Genomic DNA, 23,241 nt, shown 5'->3' on the forward strand with positions numbered 1-23,241 from the left:
AAAATTGGAGACAAAATGCGACGAGTGATGCCATTGATGAAAGCGCGCAGCCTGATCGAGACACCGGAGAAGACGGTGAGCCGGGCACCTACCGTAGACGGCGTCCGGTGTGTTCGCCGTCAGCCGTCCAGCATTCGTCGTCTCGTGTCCACGGAGCAAGCCTTATGAAAGTGCGTATCGGCTATATGCCGCTGACAGACAGCTTGCCGTTGGCGGTGGCCCTGGAAGCAGGGTTCTTCGCCGCCGAAGGGCTGGATGTGGAGCTGCAGCCAGAGTGGAGTTGGGCCAGCCTGCGCGACCGGTTGCTGGTGGGGCAAGTGGACGCGGCGCCGATGTTGGCGCCGATGCTGTTGTCCACGTCGCTGGGGCTGGGCTGCATCAAGAAGCCCCTCGCCACCGCGTTTTCCATGGGCCTGAACGGTAATGGCGTGACGGTTTCGCCGATGCTTTTTCAGGGTTTGTGCGCGCTCTCGGAAGGGCCCACGCCCAACGACATCGCCGCTGCCATGAACAAGCTAGTGGCCGCCCGTGCCACCAGTGGGGAAAATCCGCTGGTACTCGCAGTAGTGTTTCCGTTTTCCTGCCATGCCTATCAACTGCGCCACTGGTTGAGTGTGGCCGGGCTGGACCCGGACCGCGATGTGAAACTGGTGGTGCTGCCGCCTTCGCAAATGGTGGATCACCTGCGCATGGGCCACATTGATGGCTTTTGTGTGGGCGAGCCCTGGAATAGTTTGGCGGCGTTGACCGGTGCCGGGCACTGTATTTTGTCCGGCTATCAGATTTGGGAGAATGCCCCGGAGAAGGTGCTGGCGGTGTCCCGTGACTGGGTGGCACGCAACCCGGATACTCACCGCGCGTTGCTGCGCGCGCTGTATAAGGCAGCCTGCTATGCGGATGAAAATCGGGTGGAGAGTTTGTCGCTACTGGCCCATCCCGCGTGGCTGGATGTGCCGGAAGAGATCATTCGCGCGCCGTTCAGTCAGCGCTTGCCGGGCGGGCTGACCGGGCAGCCGTTTCCGGCCCATCACTTCCATGTGTTTGCTGGTTTTCACGCCAACTTTCCCTGGCGTTCCGACGCCGCCTTTCTGCTGCAGGAAATGCAGCGCTGGCGACAGTGTTCGCTGGAAGAAACCAAAACCTTTGCCGCGCAGTGCTATCGCACGGACCTGTTCCGCGATGCGGTGGCCGACCTCACCAGCTTGCCGTTAATGGACAGTAAACCGGCTGAACGCCATGCCGGCCATTGGCAATTGCCCGGCGAACCCAAGCCCCTGGAGCTAGGGCCGGACCGGTTGTTGAAAGTCATTGAAGCGGGAGCATAGCCTGTGTCGACCGGAGCGTGCCTCAAACAAGAAAACTTACCCCCACGCACAGCAGTAACAGAGCGAACAGACGCTTTAGCAGTCGTGGCGACAGCTTGTGTGCCATGCGTGCGCCAAAACGGGCAAAGAACATACTGGTGAACGCGATTCCCACCATGGCAGGAAGATACACGTAACCCAGGCTCCATTCGGGTAATTGTGGCTGATTCCAGCCAATCAGCATGAAACTCAAAGCGCTGGCAGCGGCGATGGGCAGCCCGCAAGCCGACGAGGTTGCCACTGCCTGTTGCATGGGCAGGCTGCGCCAAGTGAGGAAAGGGACATTCAGGGTGCCGCCGCCGATGCCAAATATCGCTGAGGCCCAGCCGATTACCCCGCCAGCGGCCGTTAACCCTAGCTTGCCAGGCACAGCACCGCTGGCCTTGGGCTTCAGGTCGAGCGCCATTTGAATGGCAATAACGATCGCAAAAACGCCAATGATTTTTTGCAGCAGCGGCCCCTGGATCATGGAGGCTGTCAACGAGCCGAGCCCGGCACCGAGCAGTATGCCTACGGTCATCCAGGCAAAAATAGGCCATTGCACCGCCCCTTTGCGGTGATGCTCGATCACCGAGTTGATAGACGTGAAGACGATGGTGGCCAGTGACGTACCCACAGCCAGGTGGGTCAATATTTGCGGGTCGATGCCTTGGGCGGTAAAGCTCAAGACCAGTACCGGCACGATGATGATGCCGCCGCCGACGCCAAACAGACCGGCCAATACCCCGGCCACTGCACCCAGAACCACATAAAGCAAAAATTCCATACTAAATCCCTGGAAAGCCACATCCGTTGGCGATGTGATGAAAGAAAGAATGAATCGGCGATGAAGGGCTCTCAGGTGCTGATAGAGGCATCCAAGTTGCAGTATCGTCCTTTGAAGTACAGCAGGGGTTGTGTGGCGGTTGCTTGCTGCAGGCTCAGCGCTCGCACTTCCCCAATCACGATCAGGTGATCGCCTGCCTCGTGTTCGGCGTGAATGTCACAGTCTAGCCAGTGCAGGCTGCGACCAAACACAGGGTTGCCCAGAGGAGACGTGGTCCAGTCGGTCTCTTTCCACTTGTCCGCGCCCTGTTGGGCAAAGATGTTGGATACCGCGGTCTGTTCGTCAGAGAGAATGTTCACCGCGAAGCGGCCCGCACGACGGATCTTGGGGTAGCTGAAAGAGTCGCGCTTCACGCTGAAGGACACTAGCGGCGGGGTTGTCGATACGCTATAGAACGACTGACAAGTAAAGCCGACGGGCTCGTCATCAATGTGCGAGGTAATCACAGTGAGCCCGGAGGCGAAATGGCCGAGCGCTTTGCGAAAGTCCAGAGGATCGATGGCCTTGGTTATTAGTGACATAGTGATTCCAGCAATAGGGGGTAACGCAAACGGGTGAAGCAGGCACTCACATTGTGTTGCCAGGGTAGTCTTGCCCTTGCCAGCGCAGGGCAGCCGCTCCAGCCCGGGAAGAGACGGCGCCGCCCGGCGCCTGACCCTCCCGCCGGGATTCACGCAAGTTCGTTGCGAACGATCTCGGCTCCCGCGCTCAACGCACGTAGTTTGCCTCTGGCGATCTGGCGGGGCAGTGGTGCCATGCCGCAGTTGGTGCATGGGTAGAGTTTGTCGGCATCGACGAACTGCAGTGCCTTGCGCAACGTGTTGGCCACTTCCTCGGGGCTTTCAATGGTGTGGCTCGCCACATCAATGGCCCCCACCATCACCTTTTTGCCGCGAATCAGCTCGATCAGATCCATGGGTACATGGGAGTTGTGGCATTCCAGAGAGACTATGTCGATGGCCGAGGCCTGCAGCTTGGGGAAGGCTTCTTCATATTGCCGCCACTCAGCGCCCAGCGTCTTTTTCCAGTCGGTATTGGCTTTGATGCCGTAGCCGTAACAGATATGCACAGCGGTCTCACACTTGAGCCCTTCAATGGCTTTTTCCAGCGTGGCTACGCCCCAGTCGTTCACCTCATCAAAGAAGACATTGAAGGCCGGCTCATCGAACTGGATGATGTCAACGCCCGCCGCTTCCAGCTCTCTGGCTTCCTGGTTGAGGATCCTGGCAAATTCCCAAGCCAGCTTTTCCCGGCTTTTGTAATGGGCGTCGTAAAGGGTATCGATCATGGTCATGGGGCCGGGTAGGGCCCATTTGATCGGCTGCCGGGTTTGCTCACGCAGAAAACGCGCGTCATCTACAAACACCGGCTTCTGACGGCTAACCGCCCCTACCACCGTGGGCACGCTGGCATCGTAGCGATCACGAATTTTCACCGTCTCCTTCTTTTTGAAATCCACCCCGTTGAGGTGCTCGATAAAGGTGGTAACAAAGTGTTGGCGGGTTTGTTCGCCATCGCTGACGATGTCGATACCGGCCAGCTGTTGTTCGTGCAAGCTCAGCCGCAGTGCATCCTGCTTGCCATCGGTGAGCTCCTCGCCCTGTAATTTCCAGGGGGACCAGAGCGTTTCGGGCTCGGCCAGCCAGGAGGGCTTGGGCAGGCTGCCTGCCGTGGATGTGGGTAACAATTTTTTCATTATTTGTACTGCCGTATATGAGTTAACCGTAATTCGTAGACCATTGATTCAGCACTGTTCGGTAAGGCTCAATCAGATGCTGTTCAGCGAATTTGCCTTGTTTGACGGCCAGCTGACTACGTTCTCCCCGGTCGTATTGAATGCGGGTAAGTGAGTAATCCGAGTGCTTCAGGCTGGGCTGGTAGCGGTTGCCCGCCTCGGAATTAGCGTTGTAAATCTCAGGCCGATAAATTCTCTGGAACGTTTCCATGGTACTGATGGTGCTGATTAGCTCCAGGTTGGTGTAATCGTTCACCAGGTCGCCAAAGAAGAAAAAGGCCAGCGGTGCCACGCTGTGGGGCGGCATGAAATAGCGCACCTTTAGGCCCATCTTCTTGAAGTAACTTTCGGTTAACGATGATTCATTGGGCAGGTATTCAAACCCCAGCACCGGGTGGTGGTTCTCCGTGCGGGTGTACACCTTGCTGTCCGATACACTGATACAGATCACGGGTAACTTGCTGAAGCTTTCCTGGTAAGCGCTTGAGTTAATGAAATGCTTGAATAGCTTGCCGTGCAGATCGCCGAAGTTATCGGGAATGCTGAATTGAGGCTGATCCTTATTATGGTTCAGCAGGGCGATACTGAAATCATAGTCCCGCAGATAAGAGGAGAAATTGTTCCCGACAATGCCTTCTATGTGCTTGTTGGTATGCCGGTCAAAGATGGTGGTTTTCAATATTTCAATGGTTGGGAACGTCTCGCCATTGCCTTCAATATCGATATTCACGGACACGATGTCGTGCTGCACGGCGTAGCGATCGCCATTGGGGTTGTCCCAGTGGGCCAGCGCATTAAATCGGTTGTTGATCATCGTCAGGGTGTCGCGCAAATTTTCTTTGCGTCGCTCACCCCGCGCCAGGTTGGCAAAGTTGGTGGTAATCCGCGTGCTGTCGGAGGGACGGTAATCCTCATCGAAACAAATGCGCTTGATGCTGAAGCTAAATTCATTGCTCATGGTGCCAGGGCGTCCGCGTCAATAATGAGTCATGGCTTGCGTCGCGCTGGGTAACTAACGCGACGAAGCGTGATATGCGGCCATTATGCTCAATGCTTATCATGAGTAAAATTGGTATTATTTCATTGTTATATGAGCTGTGCTCACTTTGGTGGTATCCTCAACACCCGCCAGGCCCGCAGGAAAATGCCAGATCGCGGTGGAACCACTGCTCCCACAATGGGAAACGTTGGAGGATCAAATGCTGGAATTACGACATCTCGCTACACTGCGGGCAATTGATGAGGCTGGGTCACTGGTGGAAGCGGCGGAACGGTTGCACGTTACCCAGTCGGCTCTGTCCCATCAGTTGAAAGATCTTGAACATCGGCTGGGGGTAGAACTGGTGGTGCGGCGCTCTCGTCCGGTGCGCTTCACCACGGCCGGGGTGCGGTTGCTGGCGCTGGGGCAGGACGTGCTGCCCAGGGTGCAGCAGGCAGAGCGAGAGCTGAAGCGCCTGGCCGCCGGGGAGACCGGACGGCTGCACATTGCCATCGAGTGCCACTCCTGTTTTCAGTGGCTGATGCCGGCCCTGGATGCGTTTCGCGAGCACTGGCCGGAAGTGGAGCTGGACCTGTCCGCCGCCTTCAGTTTTGCGCCGTTGCCGGCTTTGGTGCGCGGGGATCTGGATATGGTGATCAGTTCCGACCCGGTGGAAAACGAGGCGGTGCTCTATGTGCCTCTATTTCGCTACGAGCTGGTGCTGGCGGTGTCGCGGCAATCGCTTCTGGCGGCGCAAAAGTGGATTCTCCCGGAAGACTTCGCTGACCAGACCCTGATTACCTACCCGGTAGAGCGCGAGCGCCTGGATGTGTTCAGCGTTTTTCTGGACCCGGCGGGTGCCGAGCCTGCGACCATCCGCACTGCCGAGCTGACCCCCATGACCGCACAGTTGGTGGCGGCAGGGCGGGGTGTGGCAGCGCTACCGAACTGGGCGCTCACCGAATACACCGAACACGACTTGCTGAAAACCGTGCGCCTGGGGGAGAAGGGGGTGTGGCGCACGCTCTATGCAGCGGTGCGTGCGGAGGATGAACAAACGCCCTATGTGCAGGAGTTTCTCGGCACCGCCAGAGAGCTGTGTTTCAAGACATTGAGCGGTATCAAAGCGGTGCGTTAGGGGCGGAGGCCTGTGCGTCAGGCGTCAGGCTTTCGGCATTAAACGGCCACTCATTCCCCGTCCCGGTACTGAATCTGCAATCCTTTAAGAAAATTACGCAGAATCTGGTCTTTGCATTCCCGGTAGTGCTTGTGGCCGGGTTTGCGGAAGAAGGCGCTGAGCTCGTGCTTGCTTATGTGGAAGTTGGCCAGTTCGAGCACTTCCAGTACGCCTTCGGCCTGCAGATTTAAGGCGATTTTCAGTTTCATGAAAATCATGTTGTTGGTGAGGCGGCTTTCCGGTTCCGGTTGCTGCCCGGGTTTCTTGCCGCGCAGTGCATTGATCAGGCCGTTGAGAAAAATGGCCAAGGTGCGATCGGTGCATTTCTGGAAGGCCGGGTCGTCGTCCTTTTTCAGCCAGTCACTGATTTGTTCCCGGGTGACGGTTTCGCCGGCTTCGGCGAAGATGCCGATCATGCGAGTGTCGTCGAAATCGAAGATATATCGGGTGCGGCGGAGGACGTCGTTATTGAGCATGCGGGACCTGTGGTGAGAGAAACGGGAGGCGTGGCCGCCATGGTTCAGTGGCAATAGTACAGGGAACCAGAAGCGGGAACACGCCTGCCTGTCCGTTGAGGCCTCAGGGGGTGAAGATTTTCAGCCCCACAATGCCGGCCAGAATCAGCCCCAGGCACAGTAATCGCGGCACGTTCACCGCATCCTGAAACAGCACAATGCCCAGCAGCACGGTGCCGATAGTGCCGATGCCGGTCCATACCGCGTAGGCGGTGCCCACGGGCAAGGTCTGCATGGCTTTGGCCAATAGCCAGAAGCTGGCGATCATGCCGATGAGGGTTAGTAGCGAAGGGAGCGGGCGGGTGAAGCCGTGACTGGACTTCAAACCCAGTGCCCAGCCGGTTTCGATAATGCCTGCGAGTATAACCAGGGCCCATGCCATGACGTGTCTCCTGTCATGGGGGCGTCCCCGTTATGTGATTGATGCGATGGCGGCGAATGCCGGGGTCGTCCCCGGCATTCGTTAGTGTTCAGTATAGCTCAGACCCATTGGCGGAATCAGGGTTCCTGTGGGGCGAGAATTTCCTCTATGCGCTCGGGGTCGTGGCAGAGCGTGAGCAGGGCGTCCTGAAAGGGGCGCTGGGCTTCTTCGCTGAAATGTTGCTGTGCCCATTGAGCGAGGCGTTGCTGGTAGTGGAAGTAGGGGCAGTCTTCCACCGGTGTGGTGTTGAGGTTGGCGAATAGCGGTGCGGTGATTTCCCGGGGTTGCTCGCCGGTAGGGGGCGCGATGGTGACGGTTTCGGCCACGGCATCCGGATAGTTCGGGTGGCTGATTACCCATTTTTCCGAAGCCATGTAGCTGGCCGGCATGGCCATGTGGAAACCGATGTGGGAGGCGCCGGGCAGCGTGAATTCGCCTTGTGCGTTGCTGGTGGCGGTGCGGGCGTTCGCCTGTGCTTCTTCGGGGGCGGTGATCAGGCTGATAGTGGCGCCGTTGACGGGCGCGCCGGTATCGCCATCGATGATGGTGCCACTGACGGGTTGGGCATCCCACAGGCGCTGGACGGTGGGGATGCAGCCGATCAGTAGTAGGGACAGGCTGGCCCCTGTCAGGGCTGTTGCGAACGACCTTTTGAGTGATGACATGGTTACGGTACGGCCTTTATCAGTGTGTCGAGGAAGGTATCTGTTTGCTCGGGAAAATAGCCGCTGGCAAGACCCAGCAGGATAAGCCCCCACAGGGCCGCGCCCAGCAGGATCCAGATACCGTTGGCCAGCGTCAGCCGGTTATTCAGAAGGCCGTGTTCATCTCCCTGGGACAGGTTGATGGCTTTTTGCGCCTTGAGCATCACTGCCCAGCTAATGGGTAAGAGGGCGAGTGAAACCAGATCGAGAACACCAAAGGTGTCCATGTTGGCAGCCGCCCGGTCGGATACGGTGCTGATCAGGTAGGAGAGTATATAGAGGGTGGCCATCAGGGCGACGGGCAACGGTTTGGCCTTGCCTTCGTTTTCGCTGTTGATGGTTTTCAGCAATGAGGCGAAGAAAAAAATGCTGAACAAGGCACGTCCAACCGGTTGTATTTCTTTCTGCCGGATGTCTTTCTGGCTCTGCCAGTTCTTGAAATTCCAGTAGACGTCATAGATGCCCAGGGTGGCCCAAAAAAGCAGAGTGAATTTCCAGGGAGCGATAACGTAAAGCGCCAGCCCGGAATTTTCTGATTCGGGTGTAATGATTTCACTGGCCGGCGCCTGATACAGGTTGGATTCCATTCGCTGCTCCCCCGAGCTTTTGTGCTGTCGTGTGTGCGTCTGTGCTTTTTCTGGAAAGAGTGTTTATCGCCAGTTTTTATAGGGTGTGGTGCTTAATGCACTGTTGTAATAGCGGGCGTCCCCGGTGACTTCTTCCCCCAGCCAGGCCGGTTTGTCAAAGGGCGTTGCTTCGCTGGGTAGTTCGATTTCCGCCACCACCAGACCATCGTTGTCACCGTGAAACACGTCGATTTCCCAGCACAGCTCTCCTTGCGGCAGGCGGTAACGGGTCTTGTCGATGACGCCGGCACCGCACAGCTCCGTGAGCATCTGCTGGGCGTCTGCTAACGGGATGGCGTATTCGAATTCGCTGCGGGTAGCGCCCACGGTTTTACCTTTGATGGTCAGCCAGGCGGTGTCGCCGGTGGTGCGAATACGCACGGTGGCGTTCTTGTCATGGCTCAGATAGCCCTGGGTAAGCCGTTCCCCGGCCAGAGTATCGGTAATGGTCAGGTCGTTGACCTGAAACTTGCGTTCAATTTCCGTTGCCATGGCTGCCGTCAATTCCCAGTTGATCAAAGCTGATATCAAAACCCAGTGCCTGGTAGCCGTCGATAATCTCGGCAGGCAGATAAAACGTGGGGTCGTCCATAAAGAAGTACTGTGACACACCGATGCCGTAACGGTAATGCTTTTCCCACACGGTGTTATCTGGAGCCGGGTTATCGGGGTCAGGGTTATCCAGGGCCGTCAGCTGTGGCGCCAGACGCTGCAGTTTGTAGAGCAGCTTTTCAAAATGGTCCCGGTGGCTGGCGGTGTGGTCCAGCTGGCTGGAGAGAATCCAGCGGTTTTCCTGGCGCAGGGCCTCGGGGACAGCATCGCTGTAGCTGTCGCCTTCGTGCCAGTAATCGTCAGCGCTTTGGCCCAGTAGCAGATCCAGCTGGCGAGGATCGTGGTCGAAGCCGAACACGGCAAAATAGACGTGGTGCTCCATTATTGAGGCTCCGGGCGCAGGTTGCGGTTGCGCAGCAACTGATCTACGGGGAACCCCTTGTCGTCGGCCACCTGCACCAGTGCCTGGTACTGGTCATCGTTGAGTTCCGGCTGGCGCGCCAGTATCCACAGATATTCACGGCTGGGCTCGCCGATCACCACGGTCTGGTAGTCCTTATCGAGAGCCAGAATCCAGTAATTGCCCTCGGTGATAGTAGGGATCAGTTTTGAAACCCAGTTATCAAAGCGCACTTTCAGCTTGGCGTTGCTGGAGTCGGGGACGACCCGAGCGGTGCCCTGGGCTTCACTGGGCTCGTCGTCTTCGCGCTGGCAGCGGTTTACCACCTTCATGGTGCCGTCGTCATTCAGGGTGTAGGTGGCGGTGGAATCGTAGCAGCCGCGCTGAAACCACTGGGGTAGACGGGCGATTTCATGCCAAGTGCCGGTGTAGCGCTGCAGGTCCACCTGGTCCACGGTGGCCAGGGGTTTGTCGCCGCCACAGGCCGAAAGTAGCCCACCGATCAGTGCGATGGCCAGCAGTCGGGTGGCGCGTGCAATGCTGCTTATGAACATAAATCTCTCCTCTATGCGGCTACCTTTACAGGCTATCGGCTTCTTGCCGGTGATCAAGCCCGTTTTGAACTGTCGTGCTATACTCTGGCGCTGTTTCAGGGAGCCCGATTTGAGCCAGCCATCCACCCATTCTGACGCCAAGCCTGCTACCCGACTCGTGCTCGAACAGCTTAGCTGTGAACGCGATGATCGGCTGCTGTTCAGTGGCCTGAGCTTGACCGCGTCGGCCGGTGAAATCTGGCAGATTACCGGTGCTAACGGGGCCGGCAAAACCACGTTGTTACGCATTCTGGTGGGGCTGCATGGCTTCTACGACGGCGTACGCCAATGGTGGCAGCCTCAATGGCAACAGGAATTACTATACCTGGGCCACCAGCCAGGGGTGCGTGAAGAGCTGAGCCCGCTGGAAAACCTGCGGTACGCCGGTGCGCTAAGCCAGCAAGGCGGTGATCCCATGGTGGCGCTGGCAGCGGTGGGGTTGCGCGGTTTTGAAGACGTGCCGGCGGCGCACCTGTCCGCCGGGCAAAAGCGTCGCATTGCGCTGGCCCGCCTGTGGCTGGAGCACAAGGCGGTGTGGGTGCTCGATGAGCCCTATACCGCCATTGACCAGGACGGTGTGGCGGCACTGGATCAACAGATCCAGCAGGCGGCTGAGGCTGGCGCCTTGGTGATTTATACCTCCCACCATCAAGTTGGCGATGGCGTGCGGCGGCTGCATTTGGACCAAGGGCAGGCCTATGTTCAGGAGGGGGTGTTGGCATGAGCGTGTTTCGTGCGGCCCTGTTCCGGGAATTATTGGTGCTGTGGCGCAGCCCGGCAGAAATTATTAACCCGCTGTTTTTCTTCGTCATGGTGATCAGCCTGTTCCCGCTGGCAATTTCGCCGAAACCGGAACTGCTGGTGCTGGTGGCTCCCGGCGTACTTTGGGTGGCGGCGTTGCTGGCGGTAATGCTGTCGTTGGATGGGTTGTTCCGCCGTGATCAGGAAAGCGGGGTGCTGGAATTGTTACTTACCGCGCCGGTGATGGCGGTGGTGCCGGTGAGTGCCAAGCTGCTGGCGCACTGGTTGCTGACAGGCCTGCCCTTGGTGCTAATTTCTCCGGTGTTGGCGCACATGTTGCAGCTGCCTAATGGCGTGCTGGGTACGGTGATGCTGAGCTTGTTGCTGGGGACTCCAGCGCTGACCATTATCGGCGCCATCGGTGCGGCACTGACGGTGGGGTTGAATCGCGGCGGTATTCTGTTGGCGGTGTTGGTGTTGCCCCTGTACATTCCGGTGCTGATTTTTGGTGCCGGGGCGGTCAGTGCAGCGGTGGATGGTGGCGCGGTGAATGGCATTTTGGCGATCCTCGGGGCCTTGCTGGCACTAACGGTGAGTCTGGGCCCGCTGGCGGTGGCCGCCGGTTTGAAGATCAGTTCAGGGAATTAAGCGCCGCTTTCCCCGGTGGGAACGCGGCTTGTATTGATGGTAGGTGACGCAATGGTTTGGCAAACGATAAAGCGCTGGTACCACATGCTCGGTTCGCCGCGCTATTTCTATAGGTTCAGTTCTGCGCTATTGCCGTGGCTGACGCCTATTGCGTTGCTGGTGTTTACCGTGGGTATTGTCTGGGGGCTGGCATTTGCTCCCAGTGACTACCAGCAGGGCAACAGTTACCGGATCATCTTTATTCATGTGCCTGCGTCCAGTGGTGCGCTGATGGGCTACATGGCCATGGGCGTGGCAGGCTTGGTGGCGGTGGTCTGGCGCATGAAGATGGCGGAAGTGATGATGAAAGCCATCGCCCCTTTCGGCGCGGCGTTGGCGGCCATTTCCCTGGCCACTGGGGCGCTGTGGGGTAAGCCCACCTGGGGCACCTACTGGCAGTGGGATGCCCGCATGACCTCCATGCTGATTCTGCTGTTCATGTATGTGGGCGTGATTGCCCTGCAGAACGTGATCCGCGACCCGCGTCAGGCGGCCCGTGCCGCGGGGCTTTTGGCTATGGTGGGGGTGATCAATGTGATCATCGTGAAATATTCGGTGGAATGGGTGCAGACCCTGCACCAAGGCTCCACCCTGAAACTGGTGGGCGAATCCACCATCAACCCGGCCATGAAATACCCGCTATTGATCAGCATGCTGGGGACCTGGTTGTTGTATGCGGTCAATGTATTGATGCGTGCGCGCACCGAAGTGGTGTGGCGTGAGCGGCGCAGCAAGTGGGTACGAAAGTTGGTGAAAGAGGGAGGGCATTAACGTGTATTTTGATAGCCTTGCCGATTTTCTGGCCATGGGAAAACACGGTTTTTATGTCTGGAGCGCCTACGGAATCAGCGCGCTCCTGATTGGTGCCAGCATGGTGCTGGCGATGCGCGGGCAGGGACAGGTGCGCCAAACGTTGGCGCGGCAATTGCGTCTTGAGGCTCTTGCCAAAGAGCAGGCTCAAGAAAAGCAGCGTCGCCAGCAACACACAGAGCAGAAACCTGAGGTAGATGATGAATCCGGTACGTAAGCAGCGTCTTTTGGTGGTACTTGCCGTTCTGGTCGGGCTGGGTATCGCCTGCGGCCTGATGTTTTATGCGCTGCGTCAGAACATCAACCTGTTCTATACCCCCCAGCAAATTGCTGCCGGAGAAGCGCCATTGGATGCGCAGATGCGCGTGGGTGGTCTGGTGGAGCCTGGCACGGTAATTCGCAACCCGGATACCCTGGACGTTACGTTCGGGCTCACCGATGGCAAGGGGCGCTTCACGGTGCATTATCAGGGCATCCTGCCGGACCTGTTCCGCGAAGGGCAGGGCATTGTGGCCAATGGCACCCTGGTGAGCCGGAGCCGGTTTGAAGCCGAGGAAGTGCTGGCCAAACACGACGAAACCTACATGCCACCAGAAGTGCAGGATGCGCTGGAAAAAGCCGGCCACCCCGGTGCCAGCAAGGCTGACGCCAAGGGCAATGATAAAGGCTACGCACCTGCCGGGTATTAGCGAAACCAAGCCGGGTTTCACACAGTGAAATCCGGCAACGAACGGTCGTCACGGCCGTTCGTCATTCTTGTATTAATCCCCTTGATTTTTTCTTGCTGACAACCCAGCTCCGGCCCTACATTTGCGCTTATCCGGCCCCGCTTCGGGCGCCGACTTTGTTCAGGGCTTTTCATGAGTCAGGTCATCATTCTGGTAGACGATCCCGCCGACTGGGCCGCCTACTATCCCGCCCGTCATCTCCTTTCTGCCAAGGATTACCTGCAAGCGCAGCAGCCTGTCTGTACCGACAAAAAAGTGCAGGTGATCAACCTGTGCCGCAGCTATAAATACCTGAGCCCTGGCTATTATTGCTCGCTGCTGGCGGAGGCTCGGGGGCAGCGCGTGCTGCCTTCCGTGCGCACGGTGAATGACCTGAGCCGCAAGGCGCTTTATGGCCTGCATTTTGGTCAGTTCGAAGCGGCTCTGGACAAGGCCATGAAACGCAAGGGCGGCAGTGGCGATCATTTCAGTCTGCTGCTGTTTTTCGGCCACACCGAACAGGAAGGCCTGGCCGACCTGGGCCGACAGATTTTCGACCAGCTGCCATGTCCGTTGCTGAAGGTGGATTTCCGCCGCCGTGAGCAGTGGGCTATCGAGGCGTTGAAACCACTGACCCTGAAACAGCTGAAAGGGGCAGAGGAGGATGCGTTTGCCCGCGCTCTGGAGCAGTTCAATGCCCGGGTGTGGCGCAACCCCCGTCGGCGTCGTGGCGACCGCTACGAGCTGGCCATGCTGGTCAATGAGGAAGAGGCGTTGCCGCCGAGCAACAAGACGGCCCTGAAGCGGTTTGTTCGTGCTGGCCGGCAATTGGGTATCAAGGTCGACCTGGTAGGTCGCGATGCCTATACGCGTCTTGGCGAATACGATGGCCTGTTTATCCGTGAGACCACTGCGCTGGATCACCACACCTACCAGTTTGCCCGCAAGGCGGAGCAGGAAGGCATGGTGGTGATCGACGACCCGGGTTCGATTCTGCGCTGCACGAACAAGATATATTTGGCGGAGTTGATGCACGCGAATAACGTTCCTGTGCCGCCGACTGCGTTTGTGTTCAGCGACGATGACGCCCAGATTGACCAGCTGGTTGAGGAACTGAAACTGCCCATGGTGCTGAAAATTCCGGATGGCAGTTTTTCCCGGGGGATCAGCAAGGTGGCTACTCGCGAAGCGCTGGCTGAGGCGTTGCGTGGTTACCTGAAACAGTCCTCCGTGGTGTTGGCGCAGGCGTTCATGTACACCGATTACGATTGGCGCATCGGCGTGCTGAACCACCGCCCGTTGTTTGCTTGCCAGTATTTCATGAGCAAGGGGCACTGGCAGATTTACCATCATCAGAGCAGCGGTAAAACGGCATCCGGCAATAGCCGGACGTTGCCAGTGCAAGAGGTGCCGCCCAAGGTGCTGAAAGCTGCCTTGAAAGCCGCCCGGCTGATGGGCAACGGTTTGTATGGCGTGGACCTGAAGCAATCCGGCGACGATGTGGTCGTCATTGAAGTGAACGACAACCCCAATATCGATGCCGGGGTGGAAGATGCCTGGCTGGGCGAAGATCTGTATCGCCAGGTGATGCTGGAATTCCTGCGACGTCTGGAAGCCAAGCGCATCGGGCTGCCGGTGTGAGAGTCAGTGACGAGAAGCGAGGTACGAGTCGCGAAAAGTCCATTTGGTTAGCGATTTTCGTGACTCGCCGTCCCTTTGAGGCTCGTCCGGCGCTTTCCTGTTGAACACTCCGTGACATCCCCGGTTACCCGCATGGATTGCCTTTGCGTCCGCCTTGCTGTCTGATCGGGAAAAAGCACAGGGATTCTGCATGCAACTTCTTGGTTTATTACGGCGCGAGCTGCGCAGCGAATGCCGCCAGTGGGTGGCCGACGGGGATATCAGCGAGGAACAGGGTAACCGGATTCTGGCTCGCTATGACACCCGCTTGGACGACGATGCGGATAGCTCGCTGGCTTACAAGGTGCTGGTCACTGTGGCGCTGCTGTTCGTGGGCCTGGCCATGCTGTTGCTGGTGTCTGCCAACTGGCAAGAGATTCCCCGTGCGGTGCGCATGCTGGGGCTGATCGCCACCACCATTACGCTGAACTTGATCGGTATCCGCGGTTATGTGAAGCAGGGGGAGGGTAGCGGCTGGTTGTTTCTGGGCGGCATCAGCTATGGCGCTTCCATTATGCTGATCGCGCAGATTTATCACTTGGGTGAACACTTCCCGGATGGCCTGTTCTACTGGGCTGTGGGCGTGGCCCCCATGGCTTGGTTAGTGCGCAGCCGGTTACTGGCCTTGCTGATGCTGGTGGTGGCGTTTTTGTGGATGGGCACGCAAGGGCAATACACGCCGCCTTGGGCCATGGTGCTGTTTCTGGGCGTGGCGGGTGCCATTGCCCTGCGGGCGTATTCCGGAGGCTTGTTGCTGGTCGTCATTGCGGTATTGGTGAGCTGGCTGAATTTGCTGCTCGGTTGGGTGTACGGTGACGGCTGGGGCCCGGATTTTGAAGCCGGTCACCTGTCCCTGAACATGGGATTGCTGTCGTTACTGTATGCATTCAGTCACTGGGCGGCGCAAAGCGAGTCTCATTATCTACGGCGCTCAGGCAGTCTGGTGGGTCTGTGGTCACTGCGTGGCTATTTACTGTTGCTGCTGATGTTTTCATTCAGGGAGTTGTCCGAAGGGTATCTGCATGAGTTGGTCGGGCTGGCCGATCCGGGGTTGTGGGCCGGGTTGCTGGCGGCGATGTTGGCGTCTGTGTGGGTGGTCGTTCGTCGTTTGGGGTCCAGTGGCCCCCGTTTGCTGGTGATGCTGTTGCCCTTTTTGCTGCTGGGCCTTCATGGCTTTGGGGGCACTGAAGCGGCGTTTGGGGGCGCTGCATGGTTGTTTGCAGTGGCGGTGAATCTGCTGGCGTTGTTGTCCGCGATTGTGTTGATTCAGGAAGGTCTCAAGCGCGGGCTGACCCAATACTTCTATAGCGGCATTGTGTTGATGTTGCTGCTGGCGTTGATGCGTTATCTGGATCTGTTCGGGGACTATCTGGGGGCCGCGGCCATGTTTCTGGTGGCCGCAGTTGTGCTATACGGCGCTGCCCGCTTCTGGCGCCGACAACAGAACCAGCAGGCGGCAAGCAAGGCAACTATCACCGGGGAGGGGCAATCATGAAGCGCTGTCATGTGATGGGGCTGATGGTGGCCCTTGGATTACAGGTTGCGGTGATGGCGGGGGTGTTCCTCGGTGGGGTCTACCCGCTGTGGTTCGGTGAAGAAATTCGACTGGAAACCCAGCCGGTGGATCCGCGAGATCTGTTTCGCGGCAATTATGCCCGCCTGGGTTATGCTTTCAATAACGTGGAAATACCCGGTTTGCGGCCGGGCGATGTGGTGTATTTGCCTCTGGAAAAGCAGCCGGACGAAGCGCTGTGGCGGGGCGGTGAGCCCCAGGCCTCTGAGCCGGAAATTGGGTTGTACCTGCGTGGCCGAGTGTCGGGCCAGCCTTGGAGCGCAGGCAATACCGTGAAGTATGGCATCGAGGCGTTGTTCGCGCCTAAAGAGAAAGCTCTGGCGCTGGAAAGACAGCTGCGCGATAACGCGGTCGCAGTGGTGCGTGTGGCACCCAACGGCAAAGCGGCCTTGGTGACGGTGGAGGCAAAGGCCGTTGATAACTGACAGTTGAAAGTGGACAGCTACGCGCATCCGCACATAGTCGTTTAAAAGCAAAGAGGCCGCACCCAATATCTGGGTGCGGCCTCTTTGTTAATGCCTCCTGCCTGGCTGCCCATGCAGGTATATCACTGGCGCTGTTACTGTCCGCCCATGACCTTCTGGATAAAGCCGGATTCTTTTTCGATGGTTTGGGCGAAGGGTGCCAGGGCGTGCATGCGCACAATGTGTGCGGCCAGGTTCGGGTAGGTGGCTGCGTCTACCTGTTCGTCGCCATGGCGGAAGTTCACCATCTGGCTGGCCAGAGCAATATCGGCAATGGTCATGCTGTCGCCGACCAAAAATTCGCGACCGTCCAGGGTCTTTTCCAGATAAGCGAATAGCGGCGGGATAGTGGTAGTCAGGGCATGCTGGACTTTCTCTTCATCACATTCCTTGCCGAGCAGGCGCATGACCACGCGGTTACGGAACACTGCAAAGGTGCAGCGCATGGCCAGATCGTAATCGATGAAACGCTCAAACCAGATGGTCTGGCCCATTTCCATGGCGTCGCTGGGGTAGAGAGCCGGTTCCGGGTGGGTCTTTTCCATCCAGGCACAAATCGCCGCTGAGTCAGCCAGGAATTGCCCATTCACTTCCAGCGCGGGGATGCGCTTCATGGGGCTGATTTTGTCGTAGTCTTCTGGCGGATTGTTGGGGTCGACATGAACGGATTCGAATTCAATGCCTTTCAGTGCCAGGGCAACCCGGGTCTTGCGGACGAAAGGTGACAGGGCGGCCCCGTACAGCTTGATGGACATGCGTTTCTCCCGATAGGTGAGTGTTTTTTCGCCGATTTGATGGAATCGGCATGGTTATAGCGCGTCATTACTAGAGCAGCATGACTTTTTCGGGTCAATGGCGGTCTGCGACAAAATTTTTCCTTGACGATAGCCCCTCAGATACCTATTCTACGCGCCGCTTTGACGTACCAAGTCAAGCCCGGGTCCCCTTCGTCTAGTGGCCCAGGACACCGCCCTTTCACGGCGGTAACAGGGGTTCGACTCCCCTAGGGGACGCCACTAATTCGCTAGCGATTAGCTGGCAAGTAGTTAAGCGGGAATAGCTCAGCTGGTAGAGCACGACCTTGCCAAGGTCGGGGTCGCGAGTTCGAATCTCGTTTCCCGCTCCAAATAAGAAAGGGACCCAATCGGGTCCCTTTTTTATTGCGGTTTTGCGGCCGCAACAGGCAACACGCGGCACGCTTGACCCTTCGTCGTCCGAAATTCCGCCCACAGTTTGCTTTCGCTTCGGTGCTCCGTACACTAAGGCTTGACCCAAAGTGAAGAGACTATGGCGCGCCTACACCCGCGATTGCTGGAAGCCCTCAACCTGTTACCGCAGGATAAACCCGTTCATTTGCTGACGCGGCACTCCGTGCGCGAACTAGCCAAAAACGGTTTTGCGGATTACCGCCTGCCCCTGACGCCGGAAGGCATCGATATGGCCAGAGAATGGGGTGGTCAGCTGGCGCGTCCGGTGGATGCTTTTTTCTCCAGCCCGGTGGGGCGTTGTGTGAATACCGCCAAGGCCATGGCCGAAGGCGCCTGCAAAGCCGGTTTGCTTAAGACGATTCCCGAGATTACCACCGACACCACCCTGGTGGAGCCCGGCTGTTACGTAGAAGACCTGAACGAAGTCGGGCCCACGTTTTTGAAAATGGGCGCGTTCAAATTTCTCAATCAACATTTGCAGCAACCCTTTGACGGGATGCTGTCGCCGGCTGAAGGCCGCGCCAAGCTGGCGCGCTACCTGAGCGAGCGTGAACCGGCGCCGGGCCACCTGAATGTGCACGTGACCCACGACACCATCCTTGCCGTGTTGGTAGCCGAACTCCATGGGCACCGGCGGATTACCGAGGATGACTGGCCCTGGATGATGGAGGGGCTGTGGCTGTGGTTCAGTGGTGGCCAGCTTCACTGGATATGGCGGGGCGATCATGGCCACCGTACTTTGGGCGATTGAACGCCCTGACTGCCTTTTTTCTCCGTTTACCGACTTCAGACGAGGTGTGCCTTGTCCGCGCTGACAATTCGCAATCTGACCAAAACCTATGCCAATGGCGTGCAGGCGCTGCGTGGCATTGATCTGGAGGTAAAGAAGGGCGACTTCTTTGCCTTGCTGGGCCCCAACGGCGCCGGCAAATCCACCACCATTGGCGTGATCAGTTCGCTGGTAAACAAGACGGGCGGGGATGTCAGCATTTTTGGCTATTCCCTGGATACCCAGCGGTCTCTGGCCAAGAAGCAGATTGGTGTGGTGCCCCAGGAATTCAATTTCAACCAGTTCGAGAAAGTGTTCGATATCGTGGTGACCCAGGCCGGCTTCTACGGTATTCCCGCACCGCAGGCCCGCGAACGGGCGGAGAAATACCTGCGCCAGCTGGGCCTGTGGGACAAGCGGGATCAGCAGTCGCGGACCTTGTCCGGTGGCATGAAACGCCGATTAATGATCGCCCGTGCCCTGGTCCATGAGCCTGAATTGCTGATTCTGGATGAGCCTACCGCGGGTGTGGACATCGAGCTGCGTCGCTCCATGTGGGATTTTCTCACCAACCTGAATGAGCAGGGCATAACCATCATTTTGACCACTCACTATCTGGAAGAGGCGGAGTCCCTGTGTCGGCATATCGCCATTATTGATCACGGCATGATCGCGGAAAATACCGACATGAAATCCCTGCTGGAACAGCTGCAGGTGGAGACCTTCATTCTTGATCTGGCTCGGCCAGTGACGGAAGCACCGCAGCTGGAAGGTTTCGAGGTATGGCTTCGCGATGCCAAGACCCTGGAAGTGGCGGTGCCGAAAAGCGAAAGCCTCAATACCTTGTTTGCGGAACTGGCGCGGTTGAATTTTGAAGTGATGAGCATGCGCAACAAGGCGAATCGGCTGGAGGAATTGTTTGTGCGACTGGTCGAGCAGAATTTGCCGGGGGAGCAGGCATCATGAGTGCACGCGAGCAATGGGTGGCGTTTCTGACTCTGGTGACAAAGGAAATCCGCCGCTTTACCCGTATCTGGCCGCAGACCCTGTTGCCGCCGGCGATTACCATGACGCTGTATTTCGTGATTTTCGGCAACCTTATCGGCAGCCGCATCGGTGAAATGGGCGGCTTCGATTACATGCAGTACATCGTGCCGGGGCTGATCATGATGAGTGTGATCCAGAACAGCTATGGCAACGTGGTCAGCTCGTTTTTTTCCACCAAGTTTCAGCATTCCATCGAGGAAATGCTTGTCTCGCCGATGCCGTCTCACGTGATTCTCAATGGCTACATTGTTGGTGGTATGGTGCGCGGCATGCTGGTGGGGCTGATCGTCAGCTTGCTAAGCCTGTTCTTTACGCACTTGTCCATGCAGCACGTGGTAATCACTGTCACGGTGGTGGTGCTCACGGCGGCGTTATTTGCGCTGGGCGGCTTCATCAACGCCACCTTTGCCACCAAGTTTGATGACATCGCCATTGTGCCCACTTTTATCCTGACGCCGCTGACCTACTTGGGCGGGGTGTTTTATTCCATTGATCTGTTGCCGGAGTTCTGGCGCACCGTGAGCCTGGCGAACCCTATTGTGTATATGGTGAATGCCTTCCGGTACGGCGTGCTGGGCGTGAGCGATGTGAATGTGTATGCCTCGTTGGGCGTCATTCTGGCGTTTGTGATCGCTTTCTACTTATTTGCGCTGTGGTTGCTGCACCGCGGTACCGGTATTCGGCACTAACGAAACCGGTTAAATCCGGCTATGATTAAAGTCAGTCCCATGGACGGGAGTGCCAAGAGGTTATCATGAGCTATCTGAAGGAAACGCCGCTGGGTCGTTCCAGCGAGTATGTTGACGAGTACATGCCTTCGCTGTTGTGTCCGGTACCGCGCTGGGATGCCCGCGAGTCCCTGGAGCTGGAAGACACCACGCTGCCTTTCCACGGTACCGATATCTGGAATGCGTATGAATTGTCCTGGCTCAACGAGAAGGGCAAGCCCATCGTGGCCATGTGCGAACTGCGCGTCCCCTGTACCACCCCCAATATTGTCGAGTCGAAATCGCTCAAGCTTTACCTGAATTCGTTTGCCAATACCCGCTTTGAAAGCCGCGATGCGGTGCGCGCCGCCATTGAGAAAGATGTGGCTCACACTGTGGGTGGCGATATCGAAGTGCTGTTGCATTCACTGCAAGAGTCCGCCGGTTTTCCCGTGTGGGAAGATCGCGGTGATTGCGTGGACAACATCGACCTGTCCTTCGAGCATTATGAGTACCGCCCGGAGCTGCTGCTGTGCGATCAGGGCTCAGAGCAAACCGGCCAGCTCTATTCTCACCTGCTGCGCAGTCATTGTCCGGTCACGGATCAGCCCGACTGGGCCACCGTGGTGATTCGCTACACCGGCCGCGCCATTAGCCCGGCCAGCTTTTTGCGTTATGTGGTGTCGCTGCGTAATCACCAGGGGTTTCACGAACAGATCATCGAACAGATTTTTGTGGATCTGATGGCCCAGTGTTCGCCCCGTCACCTGAGTGTGTACGGCCGCTTTACCCGTCGGGGGGGCATCGATATCAACCCGTTCCGCTCCAACAGCGAACAAGCCCTGCCCAACCGCCGTACCATTCGCCAGTAAGTGCGTTGTGAAACGTATGCCACCGGTTTTTATTTTTGAAAAAGGAATGTCTGAATGAGTGAAGAGAACAACAGCAATGGTCTGGCGAAACAGGAAGAGCGCAGCCTGGGCCTGGCATGCCACCTGTTGGCGTTTGTGGGTATGGCGCTGCCGTTCGGCAACATTCTTGGCCCGCTGGTAATGTGGCTGATCAAGAAAGACGACAGCGCCTTTGTGGATGACCAGGGCAAGGAAGCCGTGAACTTCAATATCACCATCTCCATCGCCGGCTTTGTCGCCTTTCTGCTCACCTTCGTGGTGATCGGCGCTTTCCTGTTGCCTGTCATCGGGATCTTTTGGCTGGTAATGACCATTGTGGCGGCGGTAAAAGCCAACGGCGGTGAATACTACCGTTACCCGCTGACGATTCGGTTGATTAAGTAGCAGTTGAAAGTGAAAAGTTAAAACGCGAGTAAACAGCTTTAGCTGTCTGCAACTTTAGAGGCCGCGTCCATGGCTTGGACGCGGCCTCTTTGCGTTCTGATCCGAGAGAACAGTAATCGCGTTTAAACTTTTCACTCAGCCGGGTCCCAGTGGCCAGCCAAACCCTATCCACACGCCTAACAGCACCGACCAGCCCAGCAGCAGTGTCAGGCTGTAGGGCAGCATTAGGGCAATCAAGGTGCCGATGCCCGTTTCCGGTTGATAGCGCCTGGCGAAGCCCAGTACCAGTACGAAGTAGGGCATCAGCGGCGTGATGATATTGGTGCTGGAATCGCCGACCCGGTAGGCCGCTTGGCTGGCTTCGGGGGAAATGCCCAGCAGCATCAGCATGGGAATGAAGACCGGTGCCAGGATCGACCACTTGGCCGAGGCGCTGCCGATCATCAGGTTGATTAACGCGGTAAGCACGACAAACAGCAGCAACAACACCACTTTCGGTACCGTCAGGGCGCCAAGCCAGGCTGCGCCTTTCACTGCCAGCAGCAGGCCCAGTTGGCTGTAGTTGAACCAGGCGACAAATTGGGCGGCGAAGAACATCAGCACCAGGTACCCGGCCATGGAGGCCATGGTGGTTTCCATAGCAGTAATGATGTCACCACTGTTGCGAAATTGCCCGCTGACCCGGCCGTACACCGCCCCGCAGATCCCCGCAATCAAGGCCACGATGACCACCAGGCCATGAATGAATGGCGAACCCAGCACGCTGCCGGTATCCGGGTGGCGCAACGGCGCATTGCCTGGCAGTACCAGTAGCGCCAGGCCGGCGAGTAGCACCACCAGCGTGAGGCCGGTCCACCGCATGGCGCGGGTGTGAGTTTGGGGCACGTCCAGTGAGGTGCTTGCAGGCATCGCTGAATGCGCCAGCCGGGGTTCGGTCAGCTTACGGGTAACCAGCGTCACCAGCCCGGTGACCAGAAAAGTGGAGGCGATGATAAACCAGTAATTGCCGGTGGCATCTACAGTGCTCTCCGGGGCGATGATCTGTGCTGCCTCAGTGGACAGCCCGGCCAGGGTGGCGTCCACCGGGCCGACCAACAGGTTGGCGCTGAAACCGCCGGAGACGGCCGCAAAGGCGGTGGCGATGCCGGCGATAGGAGAGCGCCCAGCCAGTTGAAAGACCAATCCAGCCAACGGTATGAGTACCACATAGCCGGCGTCCACGGTCAGGCTGGAGAGTACCCCGGCAAAGGCAACCGTGAACACCAGGGTGCTACCGGAGGCGCGCCGAACCAAGCTGGCCAGGCTCACGGAAAGTAGCCCGGATTGTTCTGCCACACCTAAGCCCAGCATGGCGACCAGTACCACCCCCAGTGGCGCAAAGCTGGTGAAGTTGCCTACCAGGGTGGTGAAGAGATAACGCAGCCCGTCCGCATCCAGTAATGAGCGGGCGGTAATGGTTTCATCGGTGAGTGGGTGAACCGCGGTTACGCCCAGCGCCCCCAGCGCGGCAGTGAGGGGGATCAGCAGCAAGCAGAACCAGACAAACAGCAAAGTGGGGTGGGGTAGTCGATTGCCCAGTTGCTCCAGTCGAGCCAGCCAGCCATGGGTACGGGTCATGGATGTATCCCCCTCAGAATGAACCCACTACTTTAGCGATTGGG

Annotated in this window: 29 protein-coding genes and 2 tRNA genes; 18 read left to right on the forward strand and 13 right to left on the reverse strand. The window is 57.9% G+C overall.

The annotated features are described in order from the left end of the window. Positions 1-15: 15 nt before the first annotated feature. A complete protein-coding gene (locus tag ABNH18_RS02090; protein WP_349381222.1) occupies positions 16-168 on the forward strand; it encodes a hypothetical protein in 153 nt (50 codons plus the stop codon). Next, positions 165-1,325, forward strand: coding sequence for a CmpA/NrtA family ABC transporter substrate-binding protein (locus tag ABNH18_RS02095; RefSeq protein ID WP_349381223.1), 1,161 nt, complete (start codon positions 165-167; stop codon positions 1,323-1,325). Before ABNH18_RS02090 ends, ABNH18_RS02095 begins: the two co-directional genes overlap by 4 nt. 22 nt (positions 1,326-1,347) lie before the next feature. Here the strand turns inward: ABNH18_RS02095 and ABNH18_RS02100 are convergent, their stop codons facing one another. The 4 genes from ABNH18_RS02100 to ABNH18_RS02115 all read right to left on the reverse strand — a co-directional run bounded on the left by ABNH18_RS02100 (position 1,348) and on the right by ABNH18_RS02115 (position 4,883). After that, the gene (locus ABNH18_RS02100; RefSeq protein WP_349381224.1) at positions 1,348-2,130 is read right to left on the reverse strand and encodes a sulfite exporter TauE/SafE family protein; all 783 of its coding nucleotides are present in this window, start codon (positions 2,128-2,130) and stop codon (positions 1,348-1,350) included. Positions 2,131-2,201: 71 nt separating this feature from the next. Beyond that, positions 2,202-2,711, reverse strand: coding sequence for a flavin reductase family protein (locus ABNH18_RS02105; protein ID WP_349381225.1), 510 nt, complete (start codon positions 2,709-2,711; stop codon positions 2,202-2,204). A 149-nt stretch (positions 2,712-2,860) separates the two neighbouring features. Next, positions 2,861-3,886 carry a methionine synthase gene (locus ABNH18_RS02110; RefSeq protein ID WP_349381226.1) on the reverse strand — a complete coding sequence of 342 codons (1,026 nt, stop codon included), beginning with the start codon at positions 3,884-3,886 and terminating at the stop codon, positions 2,861-2,863. A gap of 22 nt (positions 3,887-3,908) precedes the next feature. Further along, on the reverse strand, positions 3,909-4,883 hold the full coding sequence (locus ABNH18_RS02115; protein ID WP_349381227.1) for a DUF1852 domain-containing protein: 975 nt from the start codon (positions 4,881-4,883) through the stop codon (positions 3,909-3,911). A gap of 241 nt (positions 4,884-5,124) precedes the next feature. Between ABNH18_RS02115 and ABNH18_RS02120 the strand changes: the two genes are divergently transcribed. Beyond that, entirely contained in the window at positions 5,125-6,042 is a 918-nt protein-coding gene (locus tag ABNH18_RS02120; protein ID WP_349381228.1) for a LysR family transcriptional regulator, read from the forward strand. Between the two features lie 50 nt (positions 6,043-6,092). Here ABNH18_RS02120 and ABNH18_RS02125 read toward each other — a convergent pair whose 3' ends face one another. From ABNH18_RS02125 to ABNH18_RS02155, 7 genes are all read right to left on the reverse strand, one after another. Next, positions 6,093-6,557 carry a YehS family protein gene (locus ABNH18_RS02125; protein ID WP_349381229.1) on the reverse strand — a complete coding sequence of 155 codons (465 nt, stop codon included), beginning with the start codon at positions 6,555-6,557 and terminating at the stop codon, positions 6,093-6,095. A gap of 103 nt (positions 6,558-6,660) precedes the next feature. After that, positions 6,661-6,978 (reverse strand): DMT family transporter, encoded by a 318-nt coding sequence (locus ABNH18_RS02130; protein WP_349381230.1) that lies wholly within the window; start codon positions 6,976-6,978, stop codon positions 6,661-6,663. 116 nt (positions 6,979-7,094) lie between these two features. Beyond that, entirely contained in the window at positions 7,095-7,682 is a 588-nt protein-coding gene (locus tag ABNH18_RS02135) for a carboxypeptidase-like regulatory domain-containing protein (protein WP_349381231.1), read from the reverse strand. A gap of 2 nt (positions 7,683-7,684) precedes the next feature. After that, the gene (locus ABNH18_RS02140) at positions 7,685-8,308 is read right to left on the reverse strand and encodes a hypothetical protein (protein WP_349381232.1); all 624 of its coding nucleotides are present in this window, start codon (positions 8,306-8,308) and stop codon (positions 7,685-7,687) included. 63 nt (positions 8,309-8,371) lie between these two features. Next, positions 8,372-8,839 carry a CYTH domain-containing protein gene (locus tag ABNH18_RS02145; protein ID WP_349381233.1) on the reverse strand — a complete coding sequence of 156 codons (468 nt, stop codon included), beginning with the start codon at positions 8,837-8,839 and terminating at the stop codon, positions 8,372-8,374. Further along, positions 8,823-9,281, reverse strand: coding sequence for a DUF4279 domain-containing protein (locus ABNH18_RS02150; protein WP_349381234.1), 459 nt, complete (start codon positions 9,279-9,281; stop codon positions 8,823-8,825). Before ABNH18_RS02150 ends, ABNH18_RS02145 begins: the two co-directional genes overlap by 17 nt. After that, on the reverse strand, positions 9,281-9,853 hold the full coding sequence (locus ABNH18_RS02155; protein WP_349381235.1) for a lipocalin family protein: 573 nt from the start codon (positions 9,851-9,853) through the stop codon (positions 9,281-9,283). Before ABNH18_RS02155 ends, ABNH18_RS02150 begins: the two co-directional genes overlap by 1 nt. A gap of 109 nt (positions 9,854-9,962) precedes the next feature. On the opposite strand from ABNH18_RS02155, the gene ccmA reads away from it, so the two are divergent. The 8 genes from ccmA (at position 9,963) to ABNH18_RS02195 (ending at position 16,515) form a co-directional block, all read left to right on the forward strand. After that, entirely contained in the window at positions 9,963-10,616 is a 654-nt protein-coding gene (ccmA, locus tag ABNH18_RS02160) for a cytochrome c biogenesis heme-transporting ATPase CcmA (RefSeq protein WP_349381236.1), read from the forward strand. Next, the gene (gene ccmB, locus ABNH18_RS02165; RefSeq protein WP_349381237.1) at positions 10,613-11,281 is read left to right on the forward strand and encodes a heme exporter protein CcmB; all 669 of its coding nucleotides are present in this window, start codon (positions 10,613-10,615) and stop codon (positions 11,279-11,281) included. The genes ccmA and ccmB overlap by 4 nt, the downstream gene beginning before the upstream one ends. Positions 11,282-11,332: 51 nt before the next feature. Further along, positions 11,333-12,091, forward strand: a complete 759-nt coding sequence (gene ccmC, locus ABNH18_RS02170; RefSeq protein WP_349381238.1) for a heme ABC transporter permease CcmC — start codon at positions 11,333-11,335, stop codon at positions 12,089-12,091. A 1-nt stretch (position 12,092) separates the two neighbouring features. Further along, positions 12,093-12,347, forward strand: a complete 255-nt coding sequence (gene ccmD, locus ABNH18_RS02175; RefSeq protein WP_349381239.1) for a heme exporter protein CcmD — start codon at positions 12,093-12,095, stop codon at positions 12,345-12,347. Then, positions 12,331-12,819, forward strand: a complete 489-nt coding sequence (gene ccmE / locus ABNH18_RS02180) for a cytochrome c maturation protein CcmE (RefSeq protein ID WP_349381344.1) — start codon at positions 12,331-12,333, stop codon at positions 12,817-12,819. Before ccmD ends, ccmE begins: the two co-directional genes overlap by 17 nt. Positions 12,820-12,990: 171 nt before the next feature. Then, a complete protein-coding gene (locus ABNH18_RS02185; protein WP_349381240.1) occupies positions 12,991-14,478 on the forward strand; it encodes a RimK family ATP-grasp domain-containing protein in 1,488 nt (495 codons plus the stop codon). A 190-nt stretch (positions 14,479-14,668) separates the two neighbouring features. Beyond that, a complete protein-coding gene (locus ABNH18_RS02190; protein WP_349381241.1) occupies positions 14,669-16,012 on the forward strand; it encodes a DUF2157 domain-containing protein in 1,344 nt (447 codons plus the stop codon). Continuing rightward, positions 16,009-16,515 (forward strand): GDYXXLXY domain-containing protein, encoded by a 507-nt coding sequence (locus ABNH18_RS02195; RefSeq protein WP_349381242.1) that lies wholly within the window; start codon positions 16,009-16,011, stop codon positions 16,513-16,515. Before ABNH18_RS02190 ends, ABNH18_RS02195 begins: the two co-directional genes overlap by 4 nt. Before the next feature lie 134 nt (positions 16,516-16,649). Here ABNH18_RS02195 and ABNH18_RS02200 read toward each other — a convergent pair whose 3' ends face one another. Further along, a complete protein-coding gene (locus tag ABNH18_RS02200) occupies positions 16,650-17,309 on the reverse strand; it encodes a glutathione S-transferase family protein (protein ID WP_349381243.1) in 660 nt (219 codons plus the stop codon). Between the two features lie 185 nt (positions 17,310-17,494). Here ABNH18_RS02200 and ABNH18_RS02205 point away from each other — a divergent pair. The 7 genes from ABNH18_RS02205 to ABNH18_RS02235 all read left to right on the forward strand — a co-directional run bounded on the left by ABNH18_RS02205 (position 17,495) and on the right by ABNH18_RS02235 (position 21,580). Beyond that, positions 17,495-17,570 (forward strand) — tRNA-Glu (locus ABNH18_RS02205). 34 nt (positions 17,571-17,604) lie between these two features. Further along, positions 17,605-17,680: transfer RNA gene (locus tag ABNH18_RS02210), tRNA-Gly, on the forward strand. Between the two features lie 161 nt (positions 17,681-17,841). After that, positions 17,842-18,513 carry a histidine phosphatase family protein gene (locus tag ABNH18_RS02215; RefSeq protein WP_349381244.1) on the forward strand — a complete coding sequence of 224 codons (672 nt, stop codon included), beginning with the start codon at positions 17,842-17,844 and terminating at the stop codon, positions 18,511-18,513. A 51-nt stretch (positions 18,514-18,564) separates the two neighbouring features. Then, positions 18,565-19,497 (forward strand): ABC transporter ATP-binding protein, encoded by a 933-nt coding sequence (locus ABNH18_RS02220; protein WP_349381245.1) that lies wholly within the window; start codon positions 18,565-18,567, stop codon positions 19,495-19,497. Continuing rightward, positions 19,494-20,267 carry an ABC transporter permease gene (locus ABNH18_RS02225; protein ID WP_349381246.1) on the forward strand — a complete coding sequence of 258 codons (774 nt, stop codon included), beginning with the start codon at positions 19,494-19,496 and terminating at the stop codon, positions 20,265-20,267. Before ABNH18_RS02220 ends, ABNH18_RS02225 begins: the two co-directional genes overlap by 4 nt. A gap of 65 nt (positions 20,268-20,332) precedes the next feature. Next, a complete protein-coding gene (gene queF, locus ABNH18_RS02230; protein ID WP_349381247.1) occupies positions 20,333-21,157 on the forward strand; it encodes an NADPH-dependent 7-cyano-7-deazaguanine reductase QueF in 825 nt (274 codons plus the stop codon). Positions 21,158-21,211: 54 nt separating this feature from the next. After that, a complete protein-coding gene (locus ABNH18_RS02235) occupies positions 21,212-21,580 on the forward strand; it encodes a DUF4870 domain-containing protein (protein WP_349381248.1) in 369 nt (122 codons plus the stop codon). Positions 21,581-21,715: 135 nt separating this feature from the next. On the opposite strand, the gene ABNH18_RS02240 is transcribed toward ABNH18_RS02235, so the two are convergent. Continuing rightward, positions 21,716-23,197, reverse strand: coding sequence for an AbgT family transporter (locus ABNH18_RS02240; RefSeq protein WP_349381249.1), 1,482 nt, complete (start codon positions 23,195-23,197; stop codon positions 21,716-21,718). Between the last annotated feature and the right edge of the window lie 44 nt (positions 23,198-23,241).

It is taken from the genome of Alcanivorax sp., assembly GCF_040118815.1.
Taxonomy (GTDB): Bacteria; Pseudomonadota; Gammaproteobacteria; order Pseudomonadales; family Alcanivoracaceae; genus Alcanivorax.

Excerpts from the sequence above, each read along its gene's own strand:
- ABNH18_RS02095 (WP_349381223.1), top strand. The coding sequence starts at position 165 with ATGAAAGTGCGTATCGGCTATATGCCGCTGACAGACAGCTTGCCGTTG.
- ccmC (WP_349381238.1), top strand. The coding sequence starts at position 11,333 with ATGGTTTGGCAAACGATAAAGCGCTGGTACCACATGCTCGGTTCGCCG.
- ABNH18_RS02105 (WP_349381225.1), bottom strand. The coding sequence starts at position 2,711 with ATGTCACTAATAACCAAGGCCATCGATCCTCTGGACTTTCGCAAAGCG.
- ABNH18_RS02115 (WP_349381227.1), bottom strand. The coding sequence starts at position 4,883 with ATGAGCAATGAATTTAGCTTCAGCATCAAGCGCATTTGTTTCGATGAG.
- ABNH18_RS02235 (WP_349381248.1), top strand. The coding sequence starts at position 21,212 with ATGAGTGAAGAGAACAACAGCAATGGTCTGGCGAAACAGGAAGAGCGC.
- ABNH18_RS02185 (WP_349381240.1), top strand. The coding sequence starts at position 12,991 with ATGAGTCAGGTCATCATTCTGGTAGACGATCCCGCCGACTGGGCCGCC.
- ccmB (WP_349381237.1), top strand. The coding sequence starts at position 10,613 with ATGAGCGTGTTTCGTGCGGCCCTGTTCCGGGAATTATTGGTGCTGTGG.
- ABNH18_RS02190 (WP_349381241.1), top strand. The coding sequence starts at position 14,669 with ATGCAACTTCTTGGTTTATTACGGCGCGAGCTGCGCAGCGAATGCCGC.
- ABNH18_RS02150 (WP_349381234.1), bottom strand. The coding sequence starts at position 9,281 with ATGGAGCACCACGTCTATTTTGCCGTGTTCGGCTTCGACCACGATCCT.
- ABNH18_RS02090 (WP_349381222.1), top strand. The coding sequence starts at position 16 with ATGCGACGAGTGATGCCATTGATGAAAGCGCGCAGCCTGATCGAGACA.
- ABNH18_RS02110 (WP_349381226.1), bottom strand. The coding sequence starts at position 3,886 with ATGAAAAAATTGTTACCCACATCCACGGCAGGCAGCCTGCCCAAGCCC.
- ABNH18_RS02240 (WP_349381249.1), bottom strand. The coding sequence starts at position 23,197 with ATGACCCGTACCCATGGCTGGCTGGCTCGACTGGAGCAACTGGGCAAT.
- ABNH18_RS02130 (WP_349381230.1), bottom strand. The coding sequence starts at position 6,978 with ATGGCATGGGCCCTGGTTATACTCGCAGGCATTATCGAAACCGGCTGG.
- ABNH18_RS02125 (WP_349381229.1), bottom strand. The coding sequence starts at position 6,557 with ATGCTCAATAACGACGTCCTCCGCCGCACCCGATATATCTTCGATTTC.
- ABNH18_RS02145 (WP_349381233.1), bottom strand. The coding sequence starts at position 8,839 with ATGGCAACGGAAATTGAACGCAAGTTTCAGGTCAACGACCTGACCATT.
- ccmE (WP_349381344.1), top strand. The coding sequence starts at position 12,331 with ATGAATCCGGTACGTAAGCAGCGTCTTTTGGTGGTACTTGCCGTTCTG.
- queF (WP_349381247.1), top strand. The coding sequence starts at position 20,333 with ATGAGCTATCTGAAGGAAACGCCGCTGGGTCGTTCCAGCGAGTATGTT.
- ABNH18_RS02215 (WP_349381244.1), top strand. The coding sequence starts at position 17,842 with ATGGCGCGCCTACACCCGCGATTGCTGGAAGCCCTCAACCTGTTACCG.
- ABNH18_RS02120 (WP_349381228.1), top strand. The coding sequence starts at position 5,125 with ATGCTGGAATTACGACATCTCGCTACACTGCGGGCAATTGATGAGGCT.
- ABNH18_RS02195 (WP_349381242.1), top strand. The coding sequence starts at position 16,009 with ATGAAGCGCTGTCATGTGATGGGGCTGATGGTGGCCCTTGGATTACAG.
- ABNH18_RS02200 (WP_349381243.1), bottom strand. The coding sequence starts at position 17,309 with ATGTCCATCAAGCTGTACGGGGCCGCCCTGTCACCTTTCGTCCGCAAG.
- ABNH18_RS02140 (WP_349381232.1), bottom strand. The coding sequence starts at position 8,308 with ATGGAATCCAACCTGTATCAGGCGCCGGCCAGTGAAATCATTACACCC.
- ABNH18_RS02225 (WP_349381246.1), top strand. The coding sequence starts at position 19,494 with ATGAGTGCACGCGAGCAATGGGTGGCGTTTCTGACTCTGGTGACAAAG.
- ABNH18_RS02100 (WP_349381224.1), bottom strand. The coding sequence starts at position 2,130 with ATGGAATTTTTGCTTTATGTGGTTCTGGGTGCAGTGGCCGGGGTATTG.
- ABNH18_RS02155 (WP_349381235.1), bottom strand. The coding sequence starts at position 9,853 with ATGTTCATAAGCAGCATTGCACGCGCCACCCGACTGCTGGCCATCGCA.
- ABNH18_RS02135 (WP_349381231.1), bottom strand. The coding sequence starts at position 7,682 with ATGTCATCACTCAAAAGGTCGTTCGCAACAGCCCTGACAGGGGCCAGC.